This window comes from Amnibacterium kyonggiense (genome assembly GCF_004364555.1).
Classification (GTDB): domain Bacteria; phylum Actinomycetota; class Actinomycetes; order Actinomycetales; family Microbacteriaceae; genus Amnibacterium; species Amnibacterium kyonggiense.
Genome location: NZ_SOAM01000001.1, coordinates 1,565,779 through 1,584,321 on the forward strand (window position 1 = coordinate 1,565,779; position 18,543 = coordinate 1,584,321).

An 18,543-nucleotide genomic window follows, 5' to 3' on the forward strand; every position below is an offset into this window, starting at 1 on the left:
GCGGAGCGATGCGGAGCCTCGAGACCATCGCTCGAGCTGCCGCCGCCCCGGATCAGGCGAGGGTTCTGGTCCTGAGGATCTCCCGGGAGAAGCGGGTCGGCTCTGCCAGGGCCTCCTTCGCGCCGTCGCGGGCGTCCGGCTCCGCGTCGGAGGAGTTGCCCCAGAGCAGCACGCCCTGCACGACCTCCCCGTCGAGGTAGTAGACCGTGCCCTTCTCACCCGGCTCCGCCCACGCGGCGACGGTCTCGAGGGACGAGTCGAGCGTGCCGACCGCCTCGTACCGGTGGCCGAAGACCATGGAGTAGAAGTACGGCGTGTAGGTGAACGGCGTCTCGTCGCCGACCATCGCACGTCCCACCGCGCGGCCCTGCTTGCGGGCGTTGTCGACGTGCTCGATGCGGCGCCGGCCGAGGATCGCGTCCGGGTAGCTGGCGACGTCGCCCGCCGCGTAGACGGACCGGTTGCTGGTCCGCAGGTGCTCGTCGACGACCACGCCGTCCTCGACGACGAGGCCGGCGGCCTCCGCGAGCTCCGTGTTCGGCGTGATGCCGAGGCCGAGCACGACGACGTCCGCCTCGATCGTCGCGCCGCCCTCCGTCGTGAGGACCACGCCGTCGTCGGTCGCGGTGCCGGACGCGATCCGGGTGTCCGGGACGATCTCGACGCCGGCGTCCTCGAACCAGCCCTGGAACCGCTCCGCGAGGTCGGCGGGGAGCACCTTCTCGCGTAGCACGGAGTCCGGCGTGACGAGCGTGACCCGGCACCCGTTCTGCACCAGCGCGGCGGCGATCTCCGTGCCGATGTAGCTGCCGCCGACGACGGCGACGTGGGGCCGGTCGTCCGCGAGCGCACGGAGGTGCCGGTAGTCCGCGAACGTGCGGAAGTAGATGACGCGGTCGCCCGCGGGCAGGTCGATCGTCTTCGGGGAGCCGCCCGTCGCGAGCAGCAGCGCACCGTACTCGATCGTCTCGCCCTCGACCGTGACGGTCTTCGCCTCCGGGTCGATCGACTCCACGGTCACCCCGGTGCGCACCTCCGCGCCGGTCGACGACGTGCCGAGCGGCAGCTTCTCCTCGGTGAAGGAGTCGTCGATCCAGATCAGCTTGGACAGCGCCGGTCGCGTGTAGGGCTCGTCGGGGTCGTCCCCGAGGACGAGGATCGCGCTGTCGGGATCGAGCTCCCGGATGCCCTTCGCCGCCGCATCGGCGATCATGCCGCCACCGACGATCACGTACTCGTACCTGGTCACCCCTGCACCTTGGCAGGGCAGCCTGAGGCGGCGTCCCAGGTGCGCCGTACGGTCGACGTCGTGGCCCGCCTCACCGTCGCCGTGCTCTGCCTCGTACAGTTCGTCGACGTGCTCGGGGTCACCTCGGCCACGACGGCGATCCCGACGATCGTGCGCGCGCTCGACGCGGATGGCTCCGCCGCAGCGCTCATCGGCAGCGCCTACGCGACGGCGTTCGGCGGCCTGCTCGTCGTCGGGGCGCGCATCGGCGACCGGGTCGGTGCCCGGCGGCTGGTCCTGGCCGGCGTCGCCGCGTTCGGGGCGATCGGGGGCGCGGCCGCCTTCGCGACGGACGTCCGCCTCGTCGTGCTGGCCCGCGCGCTGCAGGGCGCGGCGGCCGCGGTCACGGTGCCGTCCGCGCTCCGTCTGCTGCTCGCCGTCGCCGAGCGCGATCCGTTCCGCCGGCGGGCGGTCGGCCTGTGGAGCGCCGCCGGCGCGGTCGCCGGCGCCTGCGGCTTCCTCGTCGGCGGGCTGCTCACGCAGGCCGCCGGCTGGCAGGCCGTGTTCTGGATCGCGGGGCCCGTCGCCGTCGTGCTCCTCGTCGCGCTGATCCCGCTGACGGCGCCGCTGCCGAGGCCGGTCGACCGGTCGCAGCGGATCGGCCCGCTCGGCGCGCTCCTGCTCGTGACGGCGGTCGCCTGCGTCGTGCTCGGCGCCTCGCTCGCCGAGCGGGCGGAGGGCCGGTCGCTCGGTGGCCTCCTCGTCCTCGGCGGGCTGGTCGTCGCGGCGGCGCTCGTCGCCCAGCAGCGGCGCACGACCGCACCGCTGCTGCCGAGCGGCGGCTTCCGCGACCGCAATCTGCGCACCGGAGCGGCGACGGCGTTCGTGAACACCGCCACCACGAGCGCCGTCGCGGTGCTGGCGACGATCCAGCTCCAGACGGCGCTGAGCGCGCCCCCGCTCGTCGCCGGCCTCGCGCTGCTCCCGATCAGCGTCGGCGCGGTCCTGGGCTCGCTCGCCGCGCCCCGGATCGGCGCCACGCTCGCGCCGAGGCGGGCCGCCGCGCTCGGGCTCGCCGGCATCGCGGCCGGTGACGCGGGCCTGGCCGCTGCGGCGGCCTCCCTGCCCGGCACGGTCGTGGCCGGCTCCGTTATGGGCCTCGGGCTGGGCGCGGCGTCCGTGCCCGCCACGGCGATCGGCACCGATGTGCCCGCCGGGCTCGTCGGCGGCGCCGCCGGCGTGGTGAACACCGCCGCGCAGCTCGGCACCGCGCTCGGGGTCGCGGGCCTCGTCGTGCTGGCCGGGGTGGTCGGTGGTGCGGCGGGCACGACGGTCGCCGACCTCGTCGCGGCCGCCATCGCCCTCGTCATGGCGATCGGCCTCGCGTCGGTCAGGGGCCCGGCGCGTCCGCGCTCCTGACCCCGCGAGGTGCTCCGGATTCCAGCCGTCCGGGTCGCATCGGAGCGGCAGGAATCCGGAGCGACATCCGTTCAGGCGACGACGACCGCCGCGCTGTCCGGCGGCAGGGTCAGGCTGCCGCCCGACAGCGCGACCCCGTCGGTGGTCGCGAGCTCGAGCGCGCCGTCGACGGCCACCGCGACCTCCGCCGCGCCGAGGTTCACCGCGATCGTCACCCCGCCGCGCTGCAGCACGAGCACGCCCGCCTCGTCGTCGGCCGCGGCCTCCGTCGTCGTGAACCGCGGGTCGGTCAGGTCCGACTGCGACCGGCGCAGCGCGATGAGCCTGCGGTGGAGGTCGAGCAGCTCCGCGTGGTGTCCGCGTCCCACCTCCGCCCAGTCGAGCTTCGAGCGCTCGAACGTGGCCGGGTCCTGCGGATCCGGCACGTCGTCCGGGTTCCAGCCCATCTTCGCGAACTCCTCGATGCGGCCCTTCGCGGTCGCCTCACCGAGGTCGTGCTCGGGGTGGGAGGTGAAGAACTGCCACGGCGTCGACGCGCCCCACTCCTCGCCCATGAAGAGCATCGGCGTGTAGGGCGTGAGGAGGTTCAGCACGGCGCCGACCGCGAGCCGGGCGGGGGCGAGGGTCTGCGACAGCCGGTCGCCCGCCGCGCGGTTGCCGATCTGGTCGTGGTCCTGCGCGAAGGTGACGAGCCGGCTCGTCGGCATGGTCAGCCGATCGACGGGCCGGCCGTGGTGCCGCTCCCGGAACGACGAGTACGTGCCGTCGTGGACGAACCCGTGGGTGAGCGCGCGGGCGAGCACCGACAGGCCCTCGAAGTCCTCGTAGTACCCGGTGGTCTCGCCCGTCAGCGCGACGTGGAGCGCGTGGTGGTAGTCGTCGCTCCACTGCGCGTCGAGCCCGTACCCGTGCGCCTCGCGCGAGGTGATGAGCCGGGGGTCGTTCATGTCCGACTCGGCGATCAGCGTCAGCGGCCGGCCCTGGTGGGCCGACAGCACCGCCGTCTCCTCGGCGAGCTGCTCGAGCACGTGCTGCGCCCGGTGGTCGACGAGCGCGTGGACGGCGTCGAGCCGGAGGCCGTCGACGTGCATGTCCGACAGCCACATCAGCGCGTTGTCGACGATGTACCGCCGGACCTCGTCGGAGTCGGCGCCGTCGAGGTTCATCGACGTGCCCCAGGTGTTCGCGCCGCCCTCGGAGAAGTACGGGCCGAACTCCGGCAGGTAGTTGCCGGAGGGGCCGAGGTGGTTGTAGACGACGTCCTGGATGACCGCGAGCCCGCGCGCGTGCGCCGCGTCGACGAACCGCTGGTACGCCTCCGGGCCGCCGTAGGTCTCCTGCACGGCGTACCAGAGGACGCCGTCGTAGCCCCAGTTCCAGCGCCCGTTGAAGGCGTTCACGGGGAGCACCTCGACGTGGGTGACCCCGAGGTCGACGAGGTGGTCGAGCCGGTCGATCGCCGAATCGAGCGTCCCGTCGGGCGTGAAGGTGCCGACGTGCAGCTCGTAGATCACGCCGCCGGCGAGCGGGCGGCCGGTCCACGCATGGTCGGTCCAGCCGAACGCCGTCGGGTCGAACCGCTGGGACAGCCCGTGGACGCCGTCGGGCTGCCGGCGCGACCGCGGGTCGGGACGCGGCGTGCGCTCGTCGTCGACGAGGTAGCCGTACCGGGCGTCGGCCGGCACCTCGTCGACGCCGTCCGGCGTCCACCAGCCGTCCTCCGCCCGGGTCATCGGCAGCGTCTCGTCGCCGAGGCGCAGGCGGAGCCGCTCGGGCTTCGGCGCCCAGACGGCGAGGGGGTGGCGGATGGGGACGGTCACGGCTTTCCTCCGACCTCGACGAGCAGCGCGACGGGGTAGTGTTCGAGCAGGTCGGCGACGCGCAGCTCGCCGCCCTGGAACTCGCGGTCGGTCAGCACGTCGACGACCGGCGCGCTGCCGACGTCGACGACGGTGTCGCCCCAGCCGCCGCGCTCGGCGAGGCCGATCGGCAGGCGGGTCGCGAGCGCGATGGCGCCCCCGCGGTCGAACGCGACGAGGTGCTCGGCGGCCGCACCGGTCGCCGTGAGCGGCGTGTACCCGGTGAACAGCTCGGGACGGTCCCGGCGGAGGCGCAGCGTCTTCGCGACGACGAGCAGCTTCGCGGCGCCGGTCTCGTCGATGGCGGGCAGCGCGCCCTCGTCGATCTCGGCGAGCAGCTCCCGCCGCCGCGCGAAGTCGACCGCGCGCCGGTTGTCCGGGTCGACGAGGCTCTGCTCCCAGAGCTCGCTGCCCTGGTAGACGTCCGGCACGCCGGGCGCCGCGAGCTGCAGCAGCTTCATCGAGAGCCCGTTCGACCAGCCGGCCGGGTCGAGCCGCGTCGCGATGCGCTCCACGAGCTCCGCGACCGCTTCGTCGTCGTAGACGCGGTCGACGGCGTCGCGGAGACGCGCCTCGAACGCCTCGTCGCCGTCGGTCCAGGTCGTGGAAACGCCGGCCTCCTTGGAGGCCTTCTCCGCGTAGGCCTGCAGCCGGTCGCGCTCGATCGGCCACGCGCCGACGGCGGCCTGCCAGAGCAGGTTCGCGAAGGTCGGGTCGCCGAAGCCGTTGATGCGCTCCAGCGTGGTGATCGCGTCGCTCCACTCCTTCGGCAGCTCCGAGAGCACGTCGATCCGGGCGCGGACGTCCTCGCCGCGCTTCGTGTCGTGCGTCGTCAAGGTCGTCATCGCGGTCGGCCACGCGTCCTGCCGCTGCGACTGCCGGGCGTGGAACCGCTCGACGGACTCGGCGAAGTCGTCGGGCTCCCCGCCGACCTCGGTCAGGCTGCCGAGCCGGGTGGAGCGGTAGAAGGCGCTGTCCTCCACGCCCTTCGCCATCACCATGCCGCTCGTCTGCTGGAACCGCTGCGCGACCGCCGTCGACGGGTCGCGGAGCAGACGGGAGGCGACGTCGATCTCGGGGGCGAGGTCGGGGCGGTGCCGCTTCGCCTCCGTTACCGCGGTGTCGAGGGCCTCGACGCCACGGGGGAGGTAGGACCGGTAGACCGGGAAGCAGGTGAGCAGCTCGCCCATCGCGTCGGCGAGGCGCTCGGGGTCGGTGTCGCCGGCGGCGTCGGTCGCGGTGCGGACGAGCCGAAGCACCTCAGAGCGGAGGATGCCGTCCGCCACCTCGCGCTTCGTGTCGTGGATCAGCGCCTTCCAGTCGGTCGGGCCGTCGAGCCGCGCCGCGAGGACCGTGAGCGGGCCCTCGCCCGCAGGGTCGATCAGCACGCGGTCGAAGTCGCCGAGCGCGTCGTAGCCGGTCGTGCCGGCGGTCGCCCAGTCGTCCGGCAGCGGCTCGTCGCCCTCGAGGATCTTCTCGACGAGCACGTAGCGACCCCCGGTGGCCGCCGCGAGCGCGTCGAGGTAGCCCTTCGGGTCCGCGAGGCCGTCCGGGTGGTCGATGCGGAGCCCGTCGACGAGCCCGTCGCGGATCCAGCCGACGATCGTGCGGTGGGACTCGTCGAAGACCTCCGGGAGCTCCACCCGGATGCCGGCGAGCGTGTTCACCGCGAAGAACCGGCGGTAGTTGAGGTCGTCGTCCGCCCGCCGCCAGTCGACGAGCTCGTAGTGCTGCCGCTCGTGGACGGTCCTCGCGTCGGCACCGTCGTCGACGGTCCCGGGCGCGACGGGGAAGCGGTTGTCGTAGTAGACGAGCTCCGAGCCCTGCACCTGCAGCGCGTCGAGGTCATCGGCGCTGCCGAGCACGGGGATGCGGAGCTTGCCGCCGCCGAAGTCCCAGTCGATGTCGAACGCGTCGGCGTAGCGCGACCCGCGGCCGTGCTGCAGCACGTCCCACCACCACGCGTTCTTCGCGGGCGTGGCGACGCCCATGTGGTTCGGCACGATGTCGACGAGCACGCCGAGGCCCTTGCCGTGCGCCGCCGCGGCGGCCGCGACGAGGCCCTCGTCACCGCCGCGCGCCGGGTCGACGCGCTCGTGCGAGATGACGTCGTAGCCGTGGTCGGAGCCGGGCTCGGCCTCGAGCAGCGGCGACAGGTAGACCCAGTCGACGCCGAGGTCGGCGAGGTAGTCGGTGAGCTCGGCCACCGAGTGGAGGTCGAACGCCGCGCGCACCTGGACGCGGTACGTGGAGACGGGAGCGGGCCGGGGATCGGTCACGAGGCAGGTCCTACTTCTTGTCGGGCTTGAGATCGGAGGCGACCTGCGCAGCGGCCTGCCCGGTCGCCTGGGCGTTCGCGAGCACGGCCAGCGATGCGGCCACCGAGTGATCGGGCTCGGTCTCGAGGTCCTGATGGGCCTGGAGCACGACCAGCGAGCGCCCCTGGAGCGGCAGCTGGTTGCCCGCACGCAGTGGACCACGGTCGGTGTTGTGCGCGCTCGTGTCCACGACGACGTCCCAGGAGGCTCCGTACGTCTTCGCAGGGAGCTTGCACTTCACCTGGTCGGGATCGGCGTTGAAGTAGAGCAGGAAGTCGACGTCCGTGACCCGCTCGCCGCGGGCGTCCCGGTCGCGGAGGCCCTCGCCGTTCAGGTACACGCCGACCGCGCGGCCGAAGCCGCTGTCCCAGTCCTCCGGCTGCATCGGCGAGCCGTCGGGCCGCAGCCACTCGATGTCGGGCTTCGGCGCGCCCTCCTCGCGGCGCTGCGGGCGGCCGTCGAAGAACCGGGCGCGGCGGAAGACCGGGTGCTCCTTGCGGAGCCGCGAGACCGCCGCGGTGAACTCGATCAGCGGCGCGTCCGCCTGGTCCCAGTGGACGTAGGCGATGTCGCTGTCCTGCGCGTAGGTGTTGTTGTTGCCGCCCTGGGTGCGGCCGAGCTCGTCACCGTGCAGCAGCATCGGCACGCCCTGGCTGAGCAGCAGGGTCGCGATGAGGTTGCGCTGCTGCTTCGCCCGGATGGTGAGCACGGCGTGGTCGTCGGTCTCGCCCTCCACGCCGCCGTTCCACGAGCGGTTGTGGGACTCCCCGTCGTTGCCGCCCTCGCCGTTCGCCTCGTTGTGCTTCTCGTTGTAGGAGACGAGGTCGCGGATGGTGAAGCCGTCGTGCGCGGTGACGAAGTTGATGGAGGCGACCGGCCGCCGGCCGTCGTTCTCGTAGAGGTCCGCCGATCCGGTGAGCCGCGCCGCGAACTCGCCGAGGGTCGACGGCTCGCCGCGCCAGAAGTCGCGGACCGTGTCGCGGTACTTGCCGTTCCACTCCGTCCACTGCGGCGGGAAGTTGCCGACCTGGTAGCCGCCGGGGCCGATGTCCCACGGCTCGGCGATCAGCTTCACCTGGCTGACGATCGGGTCCTGCTGCACGAGCTCGAAGAAGGTCGACAGTCGGTCGACCTCGTAGAACTCGCGGGCGAGCGTCGCGGCGAGGTCGAAGCGGAAGCCGTCGACGTGCATCTCCGTGACCCAGTACCGGAGCGAGTCCATGATCAGCTGCAGCGCGTGCGGGTGCCGCACGTTCAGGCTGTTCCCCGTGCCGGTGTAGTCCATGTAGAACCGCTTGTCGTCGTCGACGAGGCGGTAGTACGCGGCGTTGTCGATGCCGCGCATCGAGAGGGTCGGGCCGAGGTGGTTGCCCTCCGCGGTGTGGTTGTAGACCACGTCGAGGATCACCTCGATGCCCGCGTCGTGCATCGCCCGCACCATCGACTTGAACTCCTGCACCTGCTGCCCGAGCTGCCCCGCGGATGCGTACTCGTTGTGCGGCGCGAAGAACGCGATCGTGTTGTAGCCCCAGTAGTTGCGGAGGCCCTTCTCGAGCAGCGTCGAGTCCTGCACGAACTGGTGCACCGGCATCAGCTCGATCGCCGTGATGCCGAGCTTCTGCAGGTGCTCGATGACGTGCGGGTTGGCGAGGCCCGCGTAGGTGCCCCGCTCCGCCTCCGGCACGTCGGGGTGCCGGTAGGTGAGGCCCTTCACGTGCGCCTCGTAGATCAGCGTCTCGTTGTAGGGCGTCTTCGGCGGGCGGTCGCCGCCCCAGTCGAAGAACGGGTTGACGACGACGGAGAGCATGACCTTGCCGGCCGAGTCCTCGTCGTTCGTCGAGTCGGGGTCGCCGAACGTGTACGAGAACAGGGACTGGTCCCAGTCGTAGGCGCCGACGGTCGCCTTCGCGTACGGGTCGAGCAGCACCTTGTTCGGGTTGCAGCGGCACCCGTTCGCCGGGTCGTACGGCCCGTGGACGCGGAAGCCGTAGCGCTGTCCGGGCTGGATCTGCGGCAGGTAGCCGTGCCAGACGTAGGCGTCGACGTCGACGAGGTCGACGCGCGTCTCGGTGCCGTCCTCCTCGAACAGGCAGAGCTCGACCCGCTCCGCGACCTCCGAGAAGAGGGCGAAGTTCGTGCCCGTCCCGTCGAAGGTGGCTCCGAGGGGATAGGCGGTTCCGGGCCAGGACTGCACGGCGGCTCCAAGGGTCGGGGGCGTGGACGGCGACGAGGGTATCGGCGGAGCGCTTGGAGAAGGGGGCTACCGTTCGCCCATGACGTCCCTGCCGGTCCGCATCGCGGACACGTTGAAGCAGTTCGGTGCCCAGGTCGCCTACGGCGACGAGCGCGAGATCGAGGGCACGACCTTCGTCCCGGTCGCCCTCGTCGCCTACGGCTTCGGCGGCGGCGGCCCCGAGGAGGAGGGCGGAGGAGGCGGAGGCGGCTGGGTCGTCCCCGTCGGCGCGTACGTCGGCGACAGCCTCGGCGTGCGGTTCCAGCCGAACCCGGTCGCGCTCGCCGCCGTCGCGATCCCGCTCGTGTGGGTGTCCGGCAAGGCGCTGGCGCGCATCGTGAAGGCGCTGAAGAAGTAGGTGACCGAGCCCGCGCCGTCGCTCGAGCGCCCGGTCGCCGCGCCGCCGGCCGGCCGGCGGTCGAGCGCGCTCGCGGCGATCGCCGGGGTCGCGAGCGCGGCCGCCGCGCTCGGCGCGGGGGAGCTCGTCGCCGCGGTCTTCAACGCCTCCGCGAGCCCGATCCTGTCGGTGGGCTCGTTCGTCATCGACCTGACGCCGGCGTTCCTGAAGTCCGCGGTGATCGCCGCCTTCGGGACCGGGGACAAGCCGTTCCTCATCGTCGTGCTGCTCGTCCTGGTCCTGGCGGTCGGCGCGCTCGCCGGGTTGCTGCAGGCCCGGCGGCGGCCGTTCGGCGTCGTGCTCGTCGCGCTGCTCGGCGTGGTCGCAGCGGGCGCGGCCGTCACGCGGACGGGTGCGACGGCGGTCGACGCCGCGCCCTCGGTCGTCGCCGCCGTGATCGGCGCGGCGATGCTCGTGCGCCTCATCGGGCGGAGCACGACGACCGGCCGCCGCGCGTTCCTCCGCGGCGCGGTCGTGACGACGGCCGTCGGGATCGCCGCGGGCGTCGCCGCCCGCGCGCTGAGCGCCGGGCAGCGCGGGACGCAGCGGGCGATCGCCGCCGTGCGCCTCCCGACGCCGACGGCGACCGCGGCTCCGCCGGCCGCGGCCGACTCGTTCGACGTCCCCGGCCTGACCCCGCTCGTCACGCCGAACGCGGACTTCTACCGGATCGACATCGCGCTCTCGCCGCCCGCCATCGACCCCGCCGCCTGGCGGCTCGAGGTGACGGGGGAGGTCGAGAACCCGTTCACGCTGACCTACCGCCAGCTCTCGGCGCTGCCGATGCACGAGTCGCCGACGACGCTCATGTGCGTCTCGAACGAGGTCGGCGGCACGCTGAACGGGACCGCCGTCTGGCTCGGCACCTCCATCCGCGACCTCCTCGCCCGCGCGCGGCCGAAGGCCGGGGCCGACATGGTGCTGTCGTCGGGGGCGGACGGGTTCAGCGCGAGCACGCCGCTGTCCGTGCTGCAGGACGAGGGCCGTGACTCCCTCCTCGCGGTCGGGATGAACGGCGATCCGCTGCCCCAGCTGCACGGGTTCCCGGTCCGCATGGTCGTGCCGGGGCTCTACGGCTACGTGTCGGCGACGAAGTGGCTGACGAGGCTCGAGGTCACGCGCTTCGACGCAAAGGCCGCGTACTGGACGACGCGCGGGTACTCGGCGCAGGCGCCGGTCAAGATCTCGAGCCGGATCGACCGGCCCCGGAACGGCGCGCGCGCCGGGATGGTCACGGTCGCGGGCGTCGCGTGGGCGCAGCACACGGGCATCGCGCGGGTGCAGCTGCAGGTCGACGACGGCCCGTGGCGCGACTGCGAGCTCGCCGGCGACTGGTCGGTCGACGTGTGGCGGCAGTGGCGGTACCGGTGGCAGGCGGAGCGCGGCACGCACACCCTCCGCGTCCGCGCGACCGACGCGGACGGGCTCGTGCAGACGGCGAAGGTGCAGGGCGAGATCCCGAACGGAGCGACGGGCCTCCACACGGTTCAGGTCGCCATCACCTGACACCTTGCTCACGCTTCTTGCCGCCCGGACGGCGTCCGGGCGGCAAGAAGCGTGAGCAAGGTCGGGGGAGGCCTATGCTGCTCACGACACGGGAGTCCGGTATGCCGGGCTGAGAGGAAGCTGCTCCAAGCTTCGACCGTGGGGGCGGGCCGGGAGGTCCGCACCCCGCACCTGATCCGGATCATGCCGGCGCAGGGAGACTCTTCACACCGCCCGTGCTCGGACCTCTCGAAGGCGGGCACCGTGACCAGCACCACCTCCATCTCCACGACGCGTCGGCTGCGCTGGCGGGTCGTCGACATCGTCGTGGCGAGCGTGCTCGCCGTCGCGGCGTCGTTCCTCTTCATCGTCTGGAACACCGCGTACCTCGGCCCGAGCAACCTGCTCACGCCGCTGCTGCCCGGCGTCCAGGGCCTCGTGAACGGGCTCTGGTTCATCGCGGGCCCGCTCGTCGCGCTCGTCGTCCGCAAGCCGGGCGCCGCGCTCTACGGGGAGCTCGTCGCCGCGATCGTCTCCGCGCTCGTCGGCAACCAGTGGGGGGCGACGACGATCATCTCGGGCCTGGTGCAGGGCCTCGGTGCCGAGATCGTGTTTGCCGTCCTCGCCTACCGGGTGTGGACGTGGTGGAGCGCCGCGCTCGCCGGCGCGCTCTCGGGCGCCTTCGCGTCGGTCTACGACCTCGGCCTGCTGCCCGGACTCCCGGGCGGGTACGCCGGGTCGAGCGCCGCGTTCGGCGCCGTCTACCTGCCGTCGCAGGCGATCTCGGGCGCGGTCCTGGCCGGCCTCCTGGCCTGGGTCGTCGTCCGGGCGCTCGCCGCGACCGGCGCCCTCGCCCGGTTTCCCGCCGGGCGCGCAGTGCGCCCTCGATGAGACCCGCCGCGCTGCGGGCGGAGGGCTGGGGCTGGCAGCACGCCGGCCGGCGCGAGTGGGCCGTGCGCGGCCTCGATCTCCGCATCGAACCGGGAGAGCGGATCCTGCTCCTCGGTCCGTCGGGCGCAGGCAAGTCCACGCTGCTGAAGGCGTTCGCCGGGGTGCTCGGCGACGACGAGGGCGACGGTGCCGGCCGACTGCTCGTCGACGACCAGGACGCGGGGGCGGCCCGCGGCCGGGTCGGGCTCGTGCTCCAGGCACCGGACGCGAACATCGTGCTCGAGCGCGTCGGCGACGACGTCGCGTTCGGCTGCGAGAACCTCGGCGTGCCGGCCACCGAGATCCCGGGCAGGGTCGCGCGCGCCACGGCCGCCGTCGGGCTCCTCGTGCCGCAGGACCGGTCGACCGCCGCGCTGTCCGGCGGTCAGCAGCAGCGCCTCGCCGTCGCCGGCGTGCTCGCCATGGGGGCGGGTGCGGTGCTGCTCGACGAGCCGACCGCGAACCTCGATCCGCGTGGGGTCCCGGAGGTCCGGGACGCGGTGCTCGCGGCCACCGCGGGCGCGACCCTCGTCGTGGTCGAGCACCGCGTCGACGTCTGGCGGGACCACGTCGATCGCATCGTCGTGCTGGAGCCCGGCGGGGGCGTGCTCGCCCAAGGACCGCCGGACCGGGTGCTGCGGGAGCAGGGATCCGCGCTCGCCGCCGCCGGCGTCTGGATCCCCGGCTTCGTCCCGCGCGCCGCGCGGTCGCCACGACCGGGCGGCGCCCCGCTGCTGGCGGCTGAGGCGCTCGCCGTCGGACGGGACGGTGCCGCCGTCGCCCGCGGCATCGACGCGACGGCCCGGGCCGGCGGCGCGCTCGCCGTGCTCGGGCCGAACGGCGTCGGCAAGTCCACCTTCGCCCTCACGGCGGCCGGGCTGCTCCCGCGCGTCGCGGGTCGCCTCGAGGCGCTCCCGGCGCTCGCCGACGGCCTCCGCGCCGACCCGATCCGCTGGCGATCCCGCGAGCTGCTGCCGCGCATCGGGTGCGTGTTCCAGCAGCCGGAGCACCAGTTCGTCGCGCCGACCGTGCGGCAGGAGCTCGCGGTGGGCCCTCGAGCGCTGCGGCTCGGCGAGCAGGCGGTCTCGGACCGCACGACGGAGATGCTCGAGACCCTGCGGCTCGGCGCCCTGGCGGACGCGAACCCGTTCACGCTCTCCGGCGGCGAGCAGCGGCGGCTCTCCGTCGCGACCGCGCTCGCCACCGCGCCGAAGGTGCTCGTCGTCGACGAGCCGACGTTCGGTCAGGACGCGCTGACCTGGGCGGGCCTCGTCGACCTCTTCGGACGGCTGCTCGACGAGGCCTCCTCGGTCCTCGCGGTCACCCATGACGAGCGCTTCGCGGACGCGCTGGGCGCCGACCGGCTCGTGCTCGCGTGACCGCGCCGCTCGACCGCACCAACCCGGTCGCCCGGCTGCTCGTGGCGATCGCGTTCGCGGTGGTCCTCGTGCTCAGCGTCGACGTGGTATCGGCCGGTGTCGCACTGGTGCTCGGTGGGCTGCTCCTGCTCGCGGCGGGCGTGCGACCGCGCGGGCTCGCGCTGCGGATGCTGCCGGTGCTGCTCGTCGCGCCGTTCGCCGGTCTCACGATCGCCCTCTACGGGGCCGCGAGCGGGGGTGTGCTGCTCAGCTGGGGCTTCGTGCACGTCACCGAGGGGTCGCTGCGGCTCGGCCTCGCGACCCTCCTGCGCGTGCTGGCCATCGGGGTCTGCGGCATCGGTCTGCTCGGCGGCATCGACGCGACCCGACTCGCGGACGGACTCGCGCAGCTCCTGCACCTCCCGGCCCGCTTCGTGCTCGGCGCGCTCGCGGCGTTCCGCCTCATGGGCCTCCTCGGGCAGGACTGGCGCGCGCTGTCGCTCGCCCGCCGCGCTCGCGGCGTCGCGGACAGCGGGCAGGCGCGGCGCTTCGCGGGGCAGGCGTTCGCGCTGCTCGTCCTGTCGGTGCGGCGGGGCGGGGTGCTCGCGACCGCGATGGAGGCGCGCGGCTTCGGCGGCCCCGGCGTGCGGACGTGGGCGCGGCCCAGCCGGCTCGGGCGGGCCGACGCGGTGCTCGTGCTCGCGGCCGTGCTCGTGCTCGGTGCGGCCGTCGCGGCGTCCGTGCTGACCGGCTCGTGGCATCCGGTGGCGGTGCTCGGCGGCTGAGTCGAGATCGCGCGGCTCGCGCCCAGGTGACTCCCAGTACCGTTGTTCGCCATGAGCGACACCTCCTCTGAACCCGCCAAGTACGTCGCGGAGTACCTCGACGGTCCGCTGGAGGGCACGACCGAGCACCGCTTCCTCGAGGGCGGCAAGCCCGAGGAGCGCGTCACGCAGTACGCGCTCGTCGACGGCACCGACGCGCAGTTCGAGTACGTCGCGGGGGAGATCCGCGAGCTGAACGGCGAGCAGTTCGTGCAGTACTCCTTCTCGCCGAAGGACAGCGATCCGCTGCAGGGTCAGGCGGACCCGAACGAGGAGTCCAAGCAGCTGTAGGGGCTCACGCCCAGCCGAGCTCGTGCAGGCGGTCGTCGTCGAGGCCGTAGAAGTGCCCGATCTCGTGGACGAGGGTCGTGTGGACCTCGTCACGGAGGTCGTCGAGCGTGTCCGCCGCGTCGAGGTGCGACAGGCGGAAGAGCACGATCCGGTCCGGCAGCTCGCCGAAGCCGTACTGCCCGCGGCGGGTCAGGTCGACACCGTCGTAGCGGCCGAAGAGGTCGTCGCCGTCCTCCGACCGGTCCTCCACGACGAAGGCGACGTTCTCCAGCCCGTCGAGTATGTCCTGGGGCAGGGCGTCGAGCTCGTCGGTGACGAGGCGCTCGAAGTCCTCCGCAGACAGGTCGATCGGCACGCGACGCCCTACGCGGCCGGGCCGAGCGTCCGGCCGAGCTCGGCCGCGCGGGCCATCGCGGCCGCGAGCTCCGCCTCCGCGCGGGGGAGCCGGTCTGCCAGCGCCGGCACGACGTCCGCGAGGGTGAGGTCCGTGGTGACGACGGTCGCGTCCATGCCGAGCGCCTCCTCGAGGACCAGCCGCAGCGGCGGGACCGCGTGGTCCCAGCCCTCGGTCGCCGTGCCGGGGTCGTACACCGCGCCGCGCGCGGTGACGATCACCGCCGGGCGTCCGGCGACCGGCTGCGTCTCGCTGCCGAACGGCGTCGTCACGCCGGGCACGTGGACGTGGTCGATCCACGCCTTCAGCGTGGACGGCAGCGAGTAGTTGTACATCGGCGCACCGATCAGAAGGACGTCCGCGGCGACGAGCTCGTCGATGAGGGTCCGCTGCAGCGCCGCCTCCGCCTCGGGCGGGGCCTCGCCCTCCCGGCGGAGATGCGGCGCCCAGTGCGCCGCGGCGCTCGTCAGGTGCGGGACGGGGTCCGCGTGGAGGTCGCGGGCGGTCACCGTGAAGCCGTCGCCGCGCCCGCGCCAGGCGTCGGCGAACGCGGCCGTCACCATCCGGGTGCGCGACCGGACGGGATCGATCGACGAGTCGAGCTGCAGCAGGCGGGGCACGCGGGCGACGCTACCGGGACGGACGTGAGCGACCTCTCCGGCCCCGGCTCCTGCGTGCCCGCTGAGGAACCCTTCACCTTCCGATGGTGTCCTGGTTGCGTGAGGACCACGATCGTCGTCGTCTACGTCGGGATGGCGGTGTGGCTGCTGTTCGCGGCCGCTGTGCGCATCGCGCTGCAGCTCCGCGCCGGCCAGGACCTCGACGCGCTGCCGTTCATCGGCGGTGCCATCGGTCTCGTGGCGCTGGTGCTGCTGCTGCCGGCCTACGAGGACCGGCGCAGGCGCGAGCGCGAGTAGCGCCCGGACCCGGTCCCGCGCGGCCGCAACGCGGGGGAGATGGGGTGGACGACGGGACTCGAACCCGCGACTTCCGGCACCACAAGCCAGCGCTCTACCAACTGAGCTACGCCCACCATGCGCCCGACGCGACGTCCGGGCCTCCGGAAGTGTAGCCGCTCGTCGGGCCCGTCGATCACCCCGCGAACGCGGCGGTGACCTCCGATGCGGCCGCCTGGGACTCCTCCGACGTCGGGCCGGGCAGCGGCGCGAAGACGGTGCGGCGGTAGTAGTCGAGCTCCCGGACGGACTCGAGGATGTCGGCGAGCGCCCGGTGGCCGCCGTGCTTGGTCGGCGCGTTGTAGTAGACGCGCGGGTACCAGCGGCGGGCGAGCTCCTTGATCGAGGAGACGTCGATGCTGCGGTAGTGCAGGAAGTCGTCCACCTCGGTCATGTACTTCGCGAGGAAGCCGCGGTCCGTGCCGATCGTGTTGCCGGCGAGCGGCGCCTGCCCCGCCTGCGGCACGAAGCGCTGCAGGTACTCGAGCACCTGGCGCTGCGCCTCCTCCAGGGAGACGCCGTGGTCCATCGCCTCGAGCAGGCCGGAGGCGGTGTGCATGTTCACGACCACCTCGCCCATGTTCGCCTTCGCCGCCTCGGAGGGCTTGATGACGACGTCGAAGCCGGGGTCGAGCACGTTCAACTCGAAGTCGGTGACGACGACGGCCACCTCGACCAGCTCGTCGACGGCCAGGTCCAGCCCGGTCATCTCGCAATCGATCCACACGAGACGGTCACCGGAAGGCATGGAGGGGATCCTATCGACGGCGCCGACACGCTCTCGGGACGCGGCCTGGACGCCGCTCGTGCAGCCCGCGTCCAACCGACGTGCAGCGGACCGCGCGCAGCATGACGGGGTGACCGAACCGCTCCTCTTCATCCTCGCCATGGACCAGCGCGACAGCATCGAGCAGAAGCTGTACGACCTCGACCGTGCGCCGACCCCGGAGGAGTCGGCGAGCATCGCGGCGAACAAGCTGCTCGTCTACCGCGGGCTCCTGGACGCCCTGCCCGGGCTGCCGGAGGGCGGCAAGCCGGGCTTCCTCGTCGACGAGCAGTACGGGGCGTCGCCCGCGGTGCTCGCGGCGGCGGACGACCGCATCGCGCTCGCCATGCCGATCGAGGCGAGCGGCCAGGAGTGGTTCGACTTCGCGTACGGCCACGACTGGCGCGAGCACGCCTCCTTCTTCGGTGCCGACCACCCGAAGGTCCTGATCCGCGACAACCCGGCGCTCGACGCGCAGCAGCGCGCGGAGCAGGCCGACAAGGTCGCGACGATCTCCTCCTGGGCGCGGCGGGAGGGGAAGGCCTTCATCGTCGAGCTCCTCGTCCCCGCGACGGACGACGACCTCGCGAAGGTCGACGGGGACACCGACCGCTACGACCGCGAGATCCGGCCGGACCTCACCGTGAGCGCGCTCGAGTTCCTCCAGGACCACGGCGTCGAGCCCGCCATCTGGAAGATCGAGGGGCTCGCGCGGCGGGAGGACGCCGAGCGCATCGCCGCCACCGCGCGACGGGACGGCCGCGACGGCCGCTGCATCGTCCTCGGCCGGAACGCGCCGCAGGAGCAGCTCGACGAGTGGCTCCGCGTCGCGGCACCCGTCGAGGGGTTCATCGGGTTCGCGATCGGCCGGAGCAACTGGTGGGAGGCGCTGGAGGGCCGCCTCGACGGATCGCTCGACGACGACGCCGCGCGGCGGCAGATCGCGGAGCACTACACGCACTTCGTCCGCACCTACGTCGACGCGCGCGGCTGACCCGGACGCTGCGGGAGCACTACAGCAGGAACGAGGCGCTCGAGCAGGAACGGGGAGGCCCGTGATCCCTGCTGAAGCACCTCGTTCCTGCTGAAGCGCTCGGATCGTCCTGCTGTCGTGCTCCGGGCGCGGGAGGGATGCGGCTCAGGGGACGGTGTGGCCCGCCGCCGTGAAGAGCCGGTACCACTCGGGCTTCGTGAGCACGACGTCCGAGCCGGCCGCCGCCTGCTGCACCCGCTCCGGCTTCGTCGTGCCGAGGATCACCTGCATCCCGGCCGGGTGCCGCGTGATCCAGGAGGTCGCGATGCCGGTCGGCGTCACGTCGTACTTCGCCGCGAGCTCGTCGAGCACGTCGTTCAGCTCCGCGTAGTGCTCGCGGTCGCCGATGAACGGGCCGGTGAAGAACCCCGCCTGGTACGGCGACCAGGCCTGCAGCACGATGTCGTTGAGCCGCGCGTAGTCGAGGATCCCGTTGTCCCGGTCGATCGACTGGTCGAGGGCCGCCATGTTCGAGGCGACGCCCGCGGCGATGAGGTTCGCGTGCGTGATGCTCAGCTGCACCTGGTTGAACGCGAGCGGCTGGTGGACCGACCGCTTCAGCAGCTCCACCTGGTACGGCGTGTGGTTGGAGACGCCGAACGCCTTCACCTTGCCGGAGGACTCCAGCCGGTCGAACGCCGCCGCGACCTCGTCGGGCTCCACGAGCGCGTCCGGGCGGTGGAGGAGCAGCACGTCGAGGTGGTCCGTGCGGAGCGCCCGCAGCGAGCCGTCGACCGCCTCGAGGATGTGCTCGGTCGAGAAGTCGAAGTACCCGTCGCGGATGCCGACCTTCGACTGGATGATCACCTGCTCGCGCTCCGCGGGGGAGAACGTGACGGCGTCCCCGAAGCGGCGCTCGCAGAGGTGGTCGCCGCCATAGACGTCGGCGTGGTCGAACATCGTGACGCCGGCGTCGATCGCGGTCTTCACGAGGGTGCGGATCTGCTCGTCGTCGAGCTCGGGGATGCGCATCAGGCCGAGCACGACGCTCGGCACGGTCAGGTCGAGGGGGGAGGAGTGGAGCTGCTTCACGGAGCGCATCGTGCCACCGC

The 18,543-nt window shown here is 73.1% G+C and carries 17 protein-coding genes and 1 tRNA gene; 9 read left to right on the forward strand and 9 right to left on the reverse strand.

Going from position 1 to position 18,543, the window contains the following annotated elements:
* Positions 1-52: 52 nt before the first annotated feature.
* The gene (locus tag CLV52_RS07885; protein ID WP_133765665.1) at positions 53-1,249 is read right to left on the reverse strand and encodes an NAD(P)/FAD-dependent oxidoreductase; all 1,197 of its coding nucleotides are present in this window, start codon (positions 1,247-1,249) and stop codon (positions 53-55) included.
* 60 nt (positions 1,250-1,309) lie between these two features.
* On the opposite strand from CLV52_RS07885, the gene CLV52_RS07890 reads away from it, so the two are divergent.
* A complete protein-coding gene (locus tag CLV52_RS07890) occupies positions 1,310-2,647 on the forward strand; it encodes an MFS transporter (protein ID WP_162850751.1) in 1,338 nt (445 codons plus the stop codon).
* A 71-nt stretch (positions 2,648-2,718) separates the two neighbouring features.
* On the opposite strand, the gene treZ is transcribed toward CLV52_RS07890, so the two are convergent.
* Genes treZ through glgX form a run of 3 tightly spaced genes read right to left on the reverse strand, consistent with a single transcriptional unit; the run spans position 2,719 to position 9,018 of the window.
* The gene (treZ, locus tag CLV52_RS07895; RefSeq protein WP_246018013.1) at positions 2,719-4,467 is read right to left on the reverse strand and encodes a malto-oligosyltrehalose trehalohydrolase; all 1,749 of its coding nucleotides are present in this window, start codon (positions 4,465-4,467) and stop codon (positions 2,719-2,721) included.
* On the reverse strand, positions 4,464-6,785 hold the full coding sequence (gene treY / locus CLV52_RS07900) for a malto-oligosyltrehalose synthase (protein ID WP_133765667.1): 2,322 nt from the start codon (positions 6,783-6,785) through the stop codon (positions 4,464-4,466). Before treY ends, treZ begins: the two co-directional genes overlap by 4 nt.
* A 10-nt stretch (positions 6,786-6,795) precedes the next feature.
* Positions 6,796-9,018: a glycogen debranching protein GlgX gene (gene glgX, locus CLV52_RS07905; RefSeq protein ID WP_133765668.1), complete on the reverse strand. Its 2,223-nt coding sequence runs from the start codon at positions 9,016-9,018 to the stop codon at positions 6,796-6,798.
* A gap of 79 nt (positions 9,019-9,097) precedes the next feature.
* Here glgX and CLV52_RS07910 point away from each other — a divergent pair, with 79 nt between their 5' ends.
* The 6 genes from CLV52_RS07910 (at position 9,098) to CLV52_RS07935 (ending at position 14,342) form a co-directional block, all read left to right on the forward strand.
* Positions 9,098-9,415, forward strand: a complete 318-nt coding sequence (locus CLV52_RS07910; RefSeq protein ID WP_133765669.1) for a hypothetical protein — start codon at positions 9,098-9,100, stop codon at positions 9,413-9,415.
* Complete coding sequence (locus CLV52_RS07915) at positions 9,416-10,960, forward strand: molybdopterin-dependent oxidoreductase (RefSeq protein WP_133765670.1); 1,545 nt, start codon at positions 9,416-9,418, stop codon at positions 10,958-10,960.
* Between the two features lie 243 nt (positions 10,961-11,203).
* Complete coding sequence (locus CLV52_RS07920) at positions 11,204-11,830, forward strand: ECF transporter S component (RefSeq protein WP_246018014.1); 627 nt, start codon at positions 11,204-11,206, stop codon at positions 11,828-11,830.
* Entirely contained in the window at positions 11,827-13,248 is a 1,422-nt protein-coding gene (locus tag CLV52_RS07925; RefSeq protein WP_133765671.1) for an ABC transporter ATP-binding protein, read from the forward strand. The genes CLV52_RS07920 and CLV52_RS07925 overlap by 4 nt, the downstream gene beginning before the upstream one ends.
* Positions 13,245-14,012, forward strand: a complete 768-nt coding sequence (locus tag CLV52_RS07930) for an energy-coupling factor transporter transmembrane component T family protein (RefSeq protein WP_133765672.1) — start codon at positions 13,245-13,247, stop codon at positions 14,010-14,012. Before CLV52_RS07925 ends, CLV52_RS07930 begins: the two co-directional genes overlap by 4 nt.
* A 51-nt stretch (positions 14,013-14,063) precedes the next feature.
* Positions 14,064-14,342: a hypothetical protein gene (locus CLV52_RS07935; protein WP_133765673.1), complete on the forward strand. Its 279-nt coding sequence runs from the start codon at positions 14,064-14,066 to the stop codon at positions 14,340-14,342.
* Positions 14,343-14,346: 4 nt separating this feature from the next.
* On the opposite strand, the gene CLV52_RS07940 is transcribed toward CLV52_RS07935, so the two are convergent.
* Together CLV52_RS07940 and CLV52_RS07945 are read right to left on the reverse strand one after the other, a co-directional pair.
* The gene (locus CLV52_RS07940; RefSeq protein WP_133765912.1) at positions 14,347-14,691 is read right to left on the reverse strand and encodes a metallopeptidase family protein; all 345 of its coding nucleotides are present in this window, start codon (positions 14,689-14,691) and stop codon (positions 14,347-14,349) included.
* A gap of 14 nt (positions 14,692-14,705) precedes the next feature.
* Entirely contained in the window at positions 14,706-15,356 is a 651-nt protein-coding gene (locus tag CLV52_RS07945; protein WP_162850752.1) for an FMN-dependent NADH-azoreductase, read from the reverse strand.
* A gap of 99 nt (positions 15,357-15,455) precedes the next feature.
* Between CLV52_RS07945 and CLV52_RS07950 the strand changes: the two genes are divergently transcribed.
* Positions 15,456-15,653 carry a hypothetical protein gene (locus CLV52_RS07950; RefSeq protein ID WP_133765675.1) on the forward strand — a complete coding sequence of 66 codons (198 nt, stop codon included), beginning with the start codon at positions 15,456-15,458 and terminating at the stop codon, positions 15,651-15,653.
* Between the two features lie 40 nt (positions 15,654-15,693).
* Here the strand turns inward: CLV52_RS07950 and CLV52_RS07955 are convergent.
* Both CLV52_RS07955 and orn read right to left on the reverse strand, forming a co-directional pair.
* Positions 15,694-15,769, reverse strand: a tRNA-His gene (locus CLV52_RS07955).
* A 59-nt stretch (positions 15,770-15,828) separates the two neighbouring features.
* Entirely contained in the window at positions 15,829-16,440 is a 612-nt protein-coding gene (gene orn / locus CLV52_RS07960) for an oligoribonuclease (protein ID WP_133765676.1), read from the reverse strand.
* 109 nt (positions 16,441-16,549) lie between these two features.
* On the opposite strand from orn, the gene CLV52_RS07965 reads away from it, so the two are divergent.
* Positions 16,550-17,452, forward strand: coding sequence for a 2-deoxy-5-keto-D-gluconate 6-phosphate aldolase domain-containing protein (locus tag CLV52_RS07965; protein ID WP_162850753.1), 903 nt, complete (start codon positions 16,550-16,552; stop codon positions 17,450-17,452).
* Between the two features lie 144 nt (positions 17,453-17,596).
* Here CLV52_RS07965 and CLV52_RS07970 read toward each other — a convergent pair whose 3' ends face one another.
* Positions 17,597-18,523 (reverse strand): aldo/keto reductase, encoded by a 927-nt coding sequence (locus CLV52_RS07970; protein WP_281276056.1) that lies wholly within the window; start codon positions 18,521-18,523, stop codon positions 17,597-17,599.
* Between the last annotated feature and the right edge of the window lie 20 nt (positions 18,524-18,543).

Bases quoted from the DNA above. Each gene is read 5' to 3' on its own strand.
- CLV52_RS07925 (WP_133765671.1), top strand. From the start codon at position 11,827: ATGAGACCCGCCGCGCTGCGGGCGGAGGGCTGGGGCTGGCAGCACGCC.
- CLV52_RS07935 (WP_133765673.1), top strand. From the start codon at position 14,064: ATGAGCGACACCTCCTCTGAACCCGCCAAGTACGTCGCGGAGTACCTC.
- orn (WP_133765676.1), bottom strand. From the start codon at position 16,440: ATGCCTTCCGGTGACCGTCTCGTGTGGATCGATTGCGAGATGACCGGG.
- CLV52_RS07910 (WP_133765669.1), top strand. From the start codon at position 9,098: ATGACGTCCCTGCCGGTCCGCATCGCGGACACGTTGAAGCAGTTCGGT.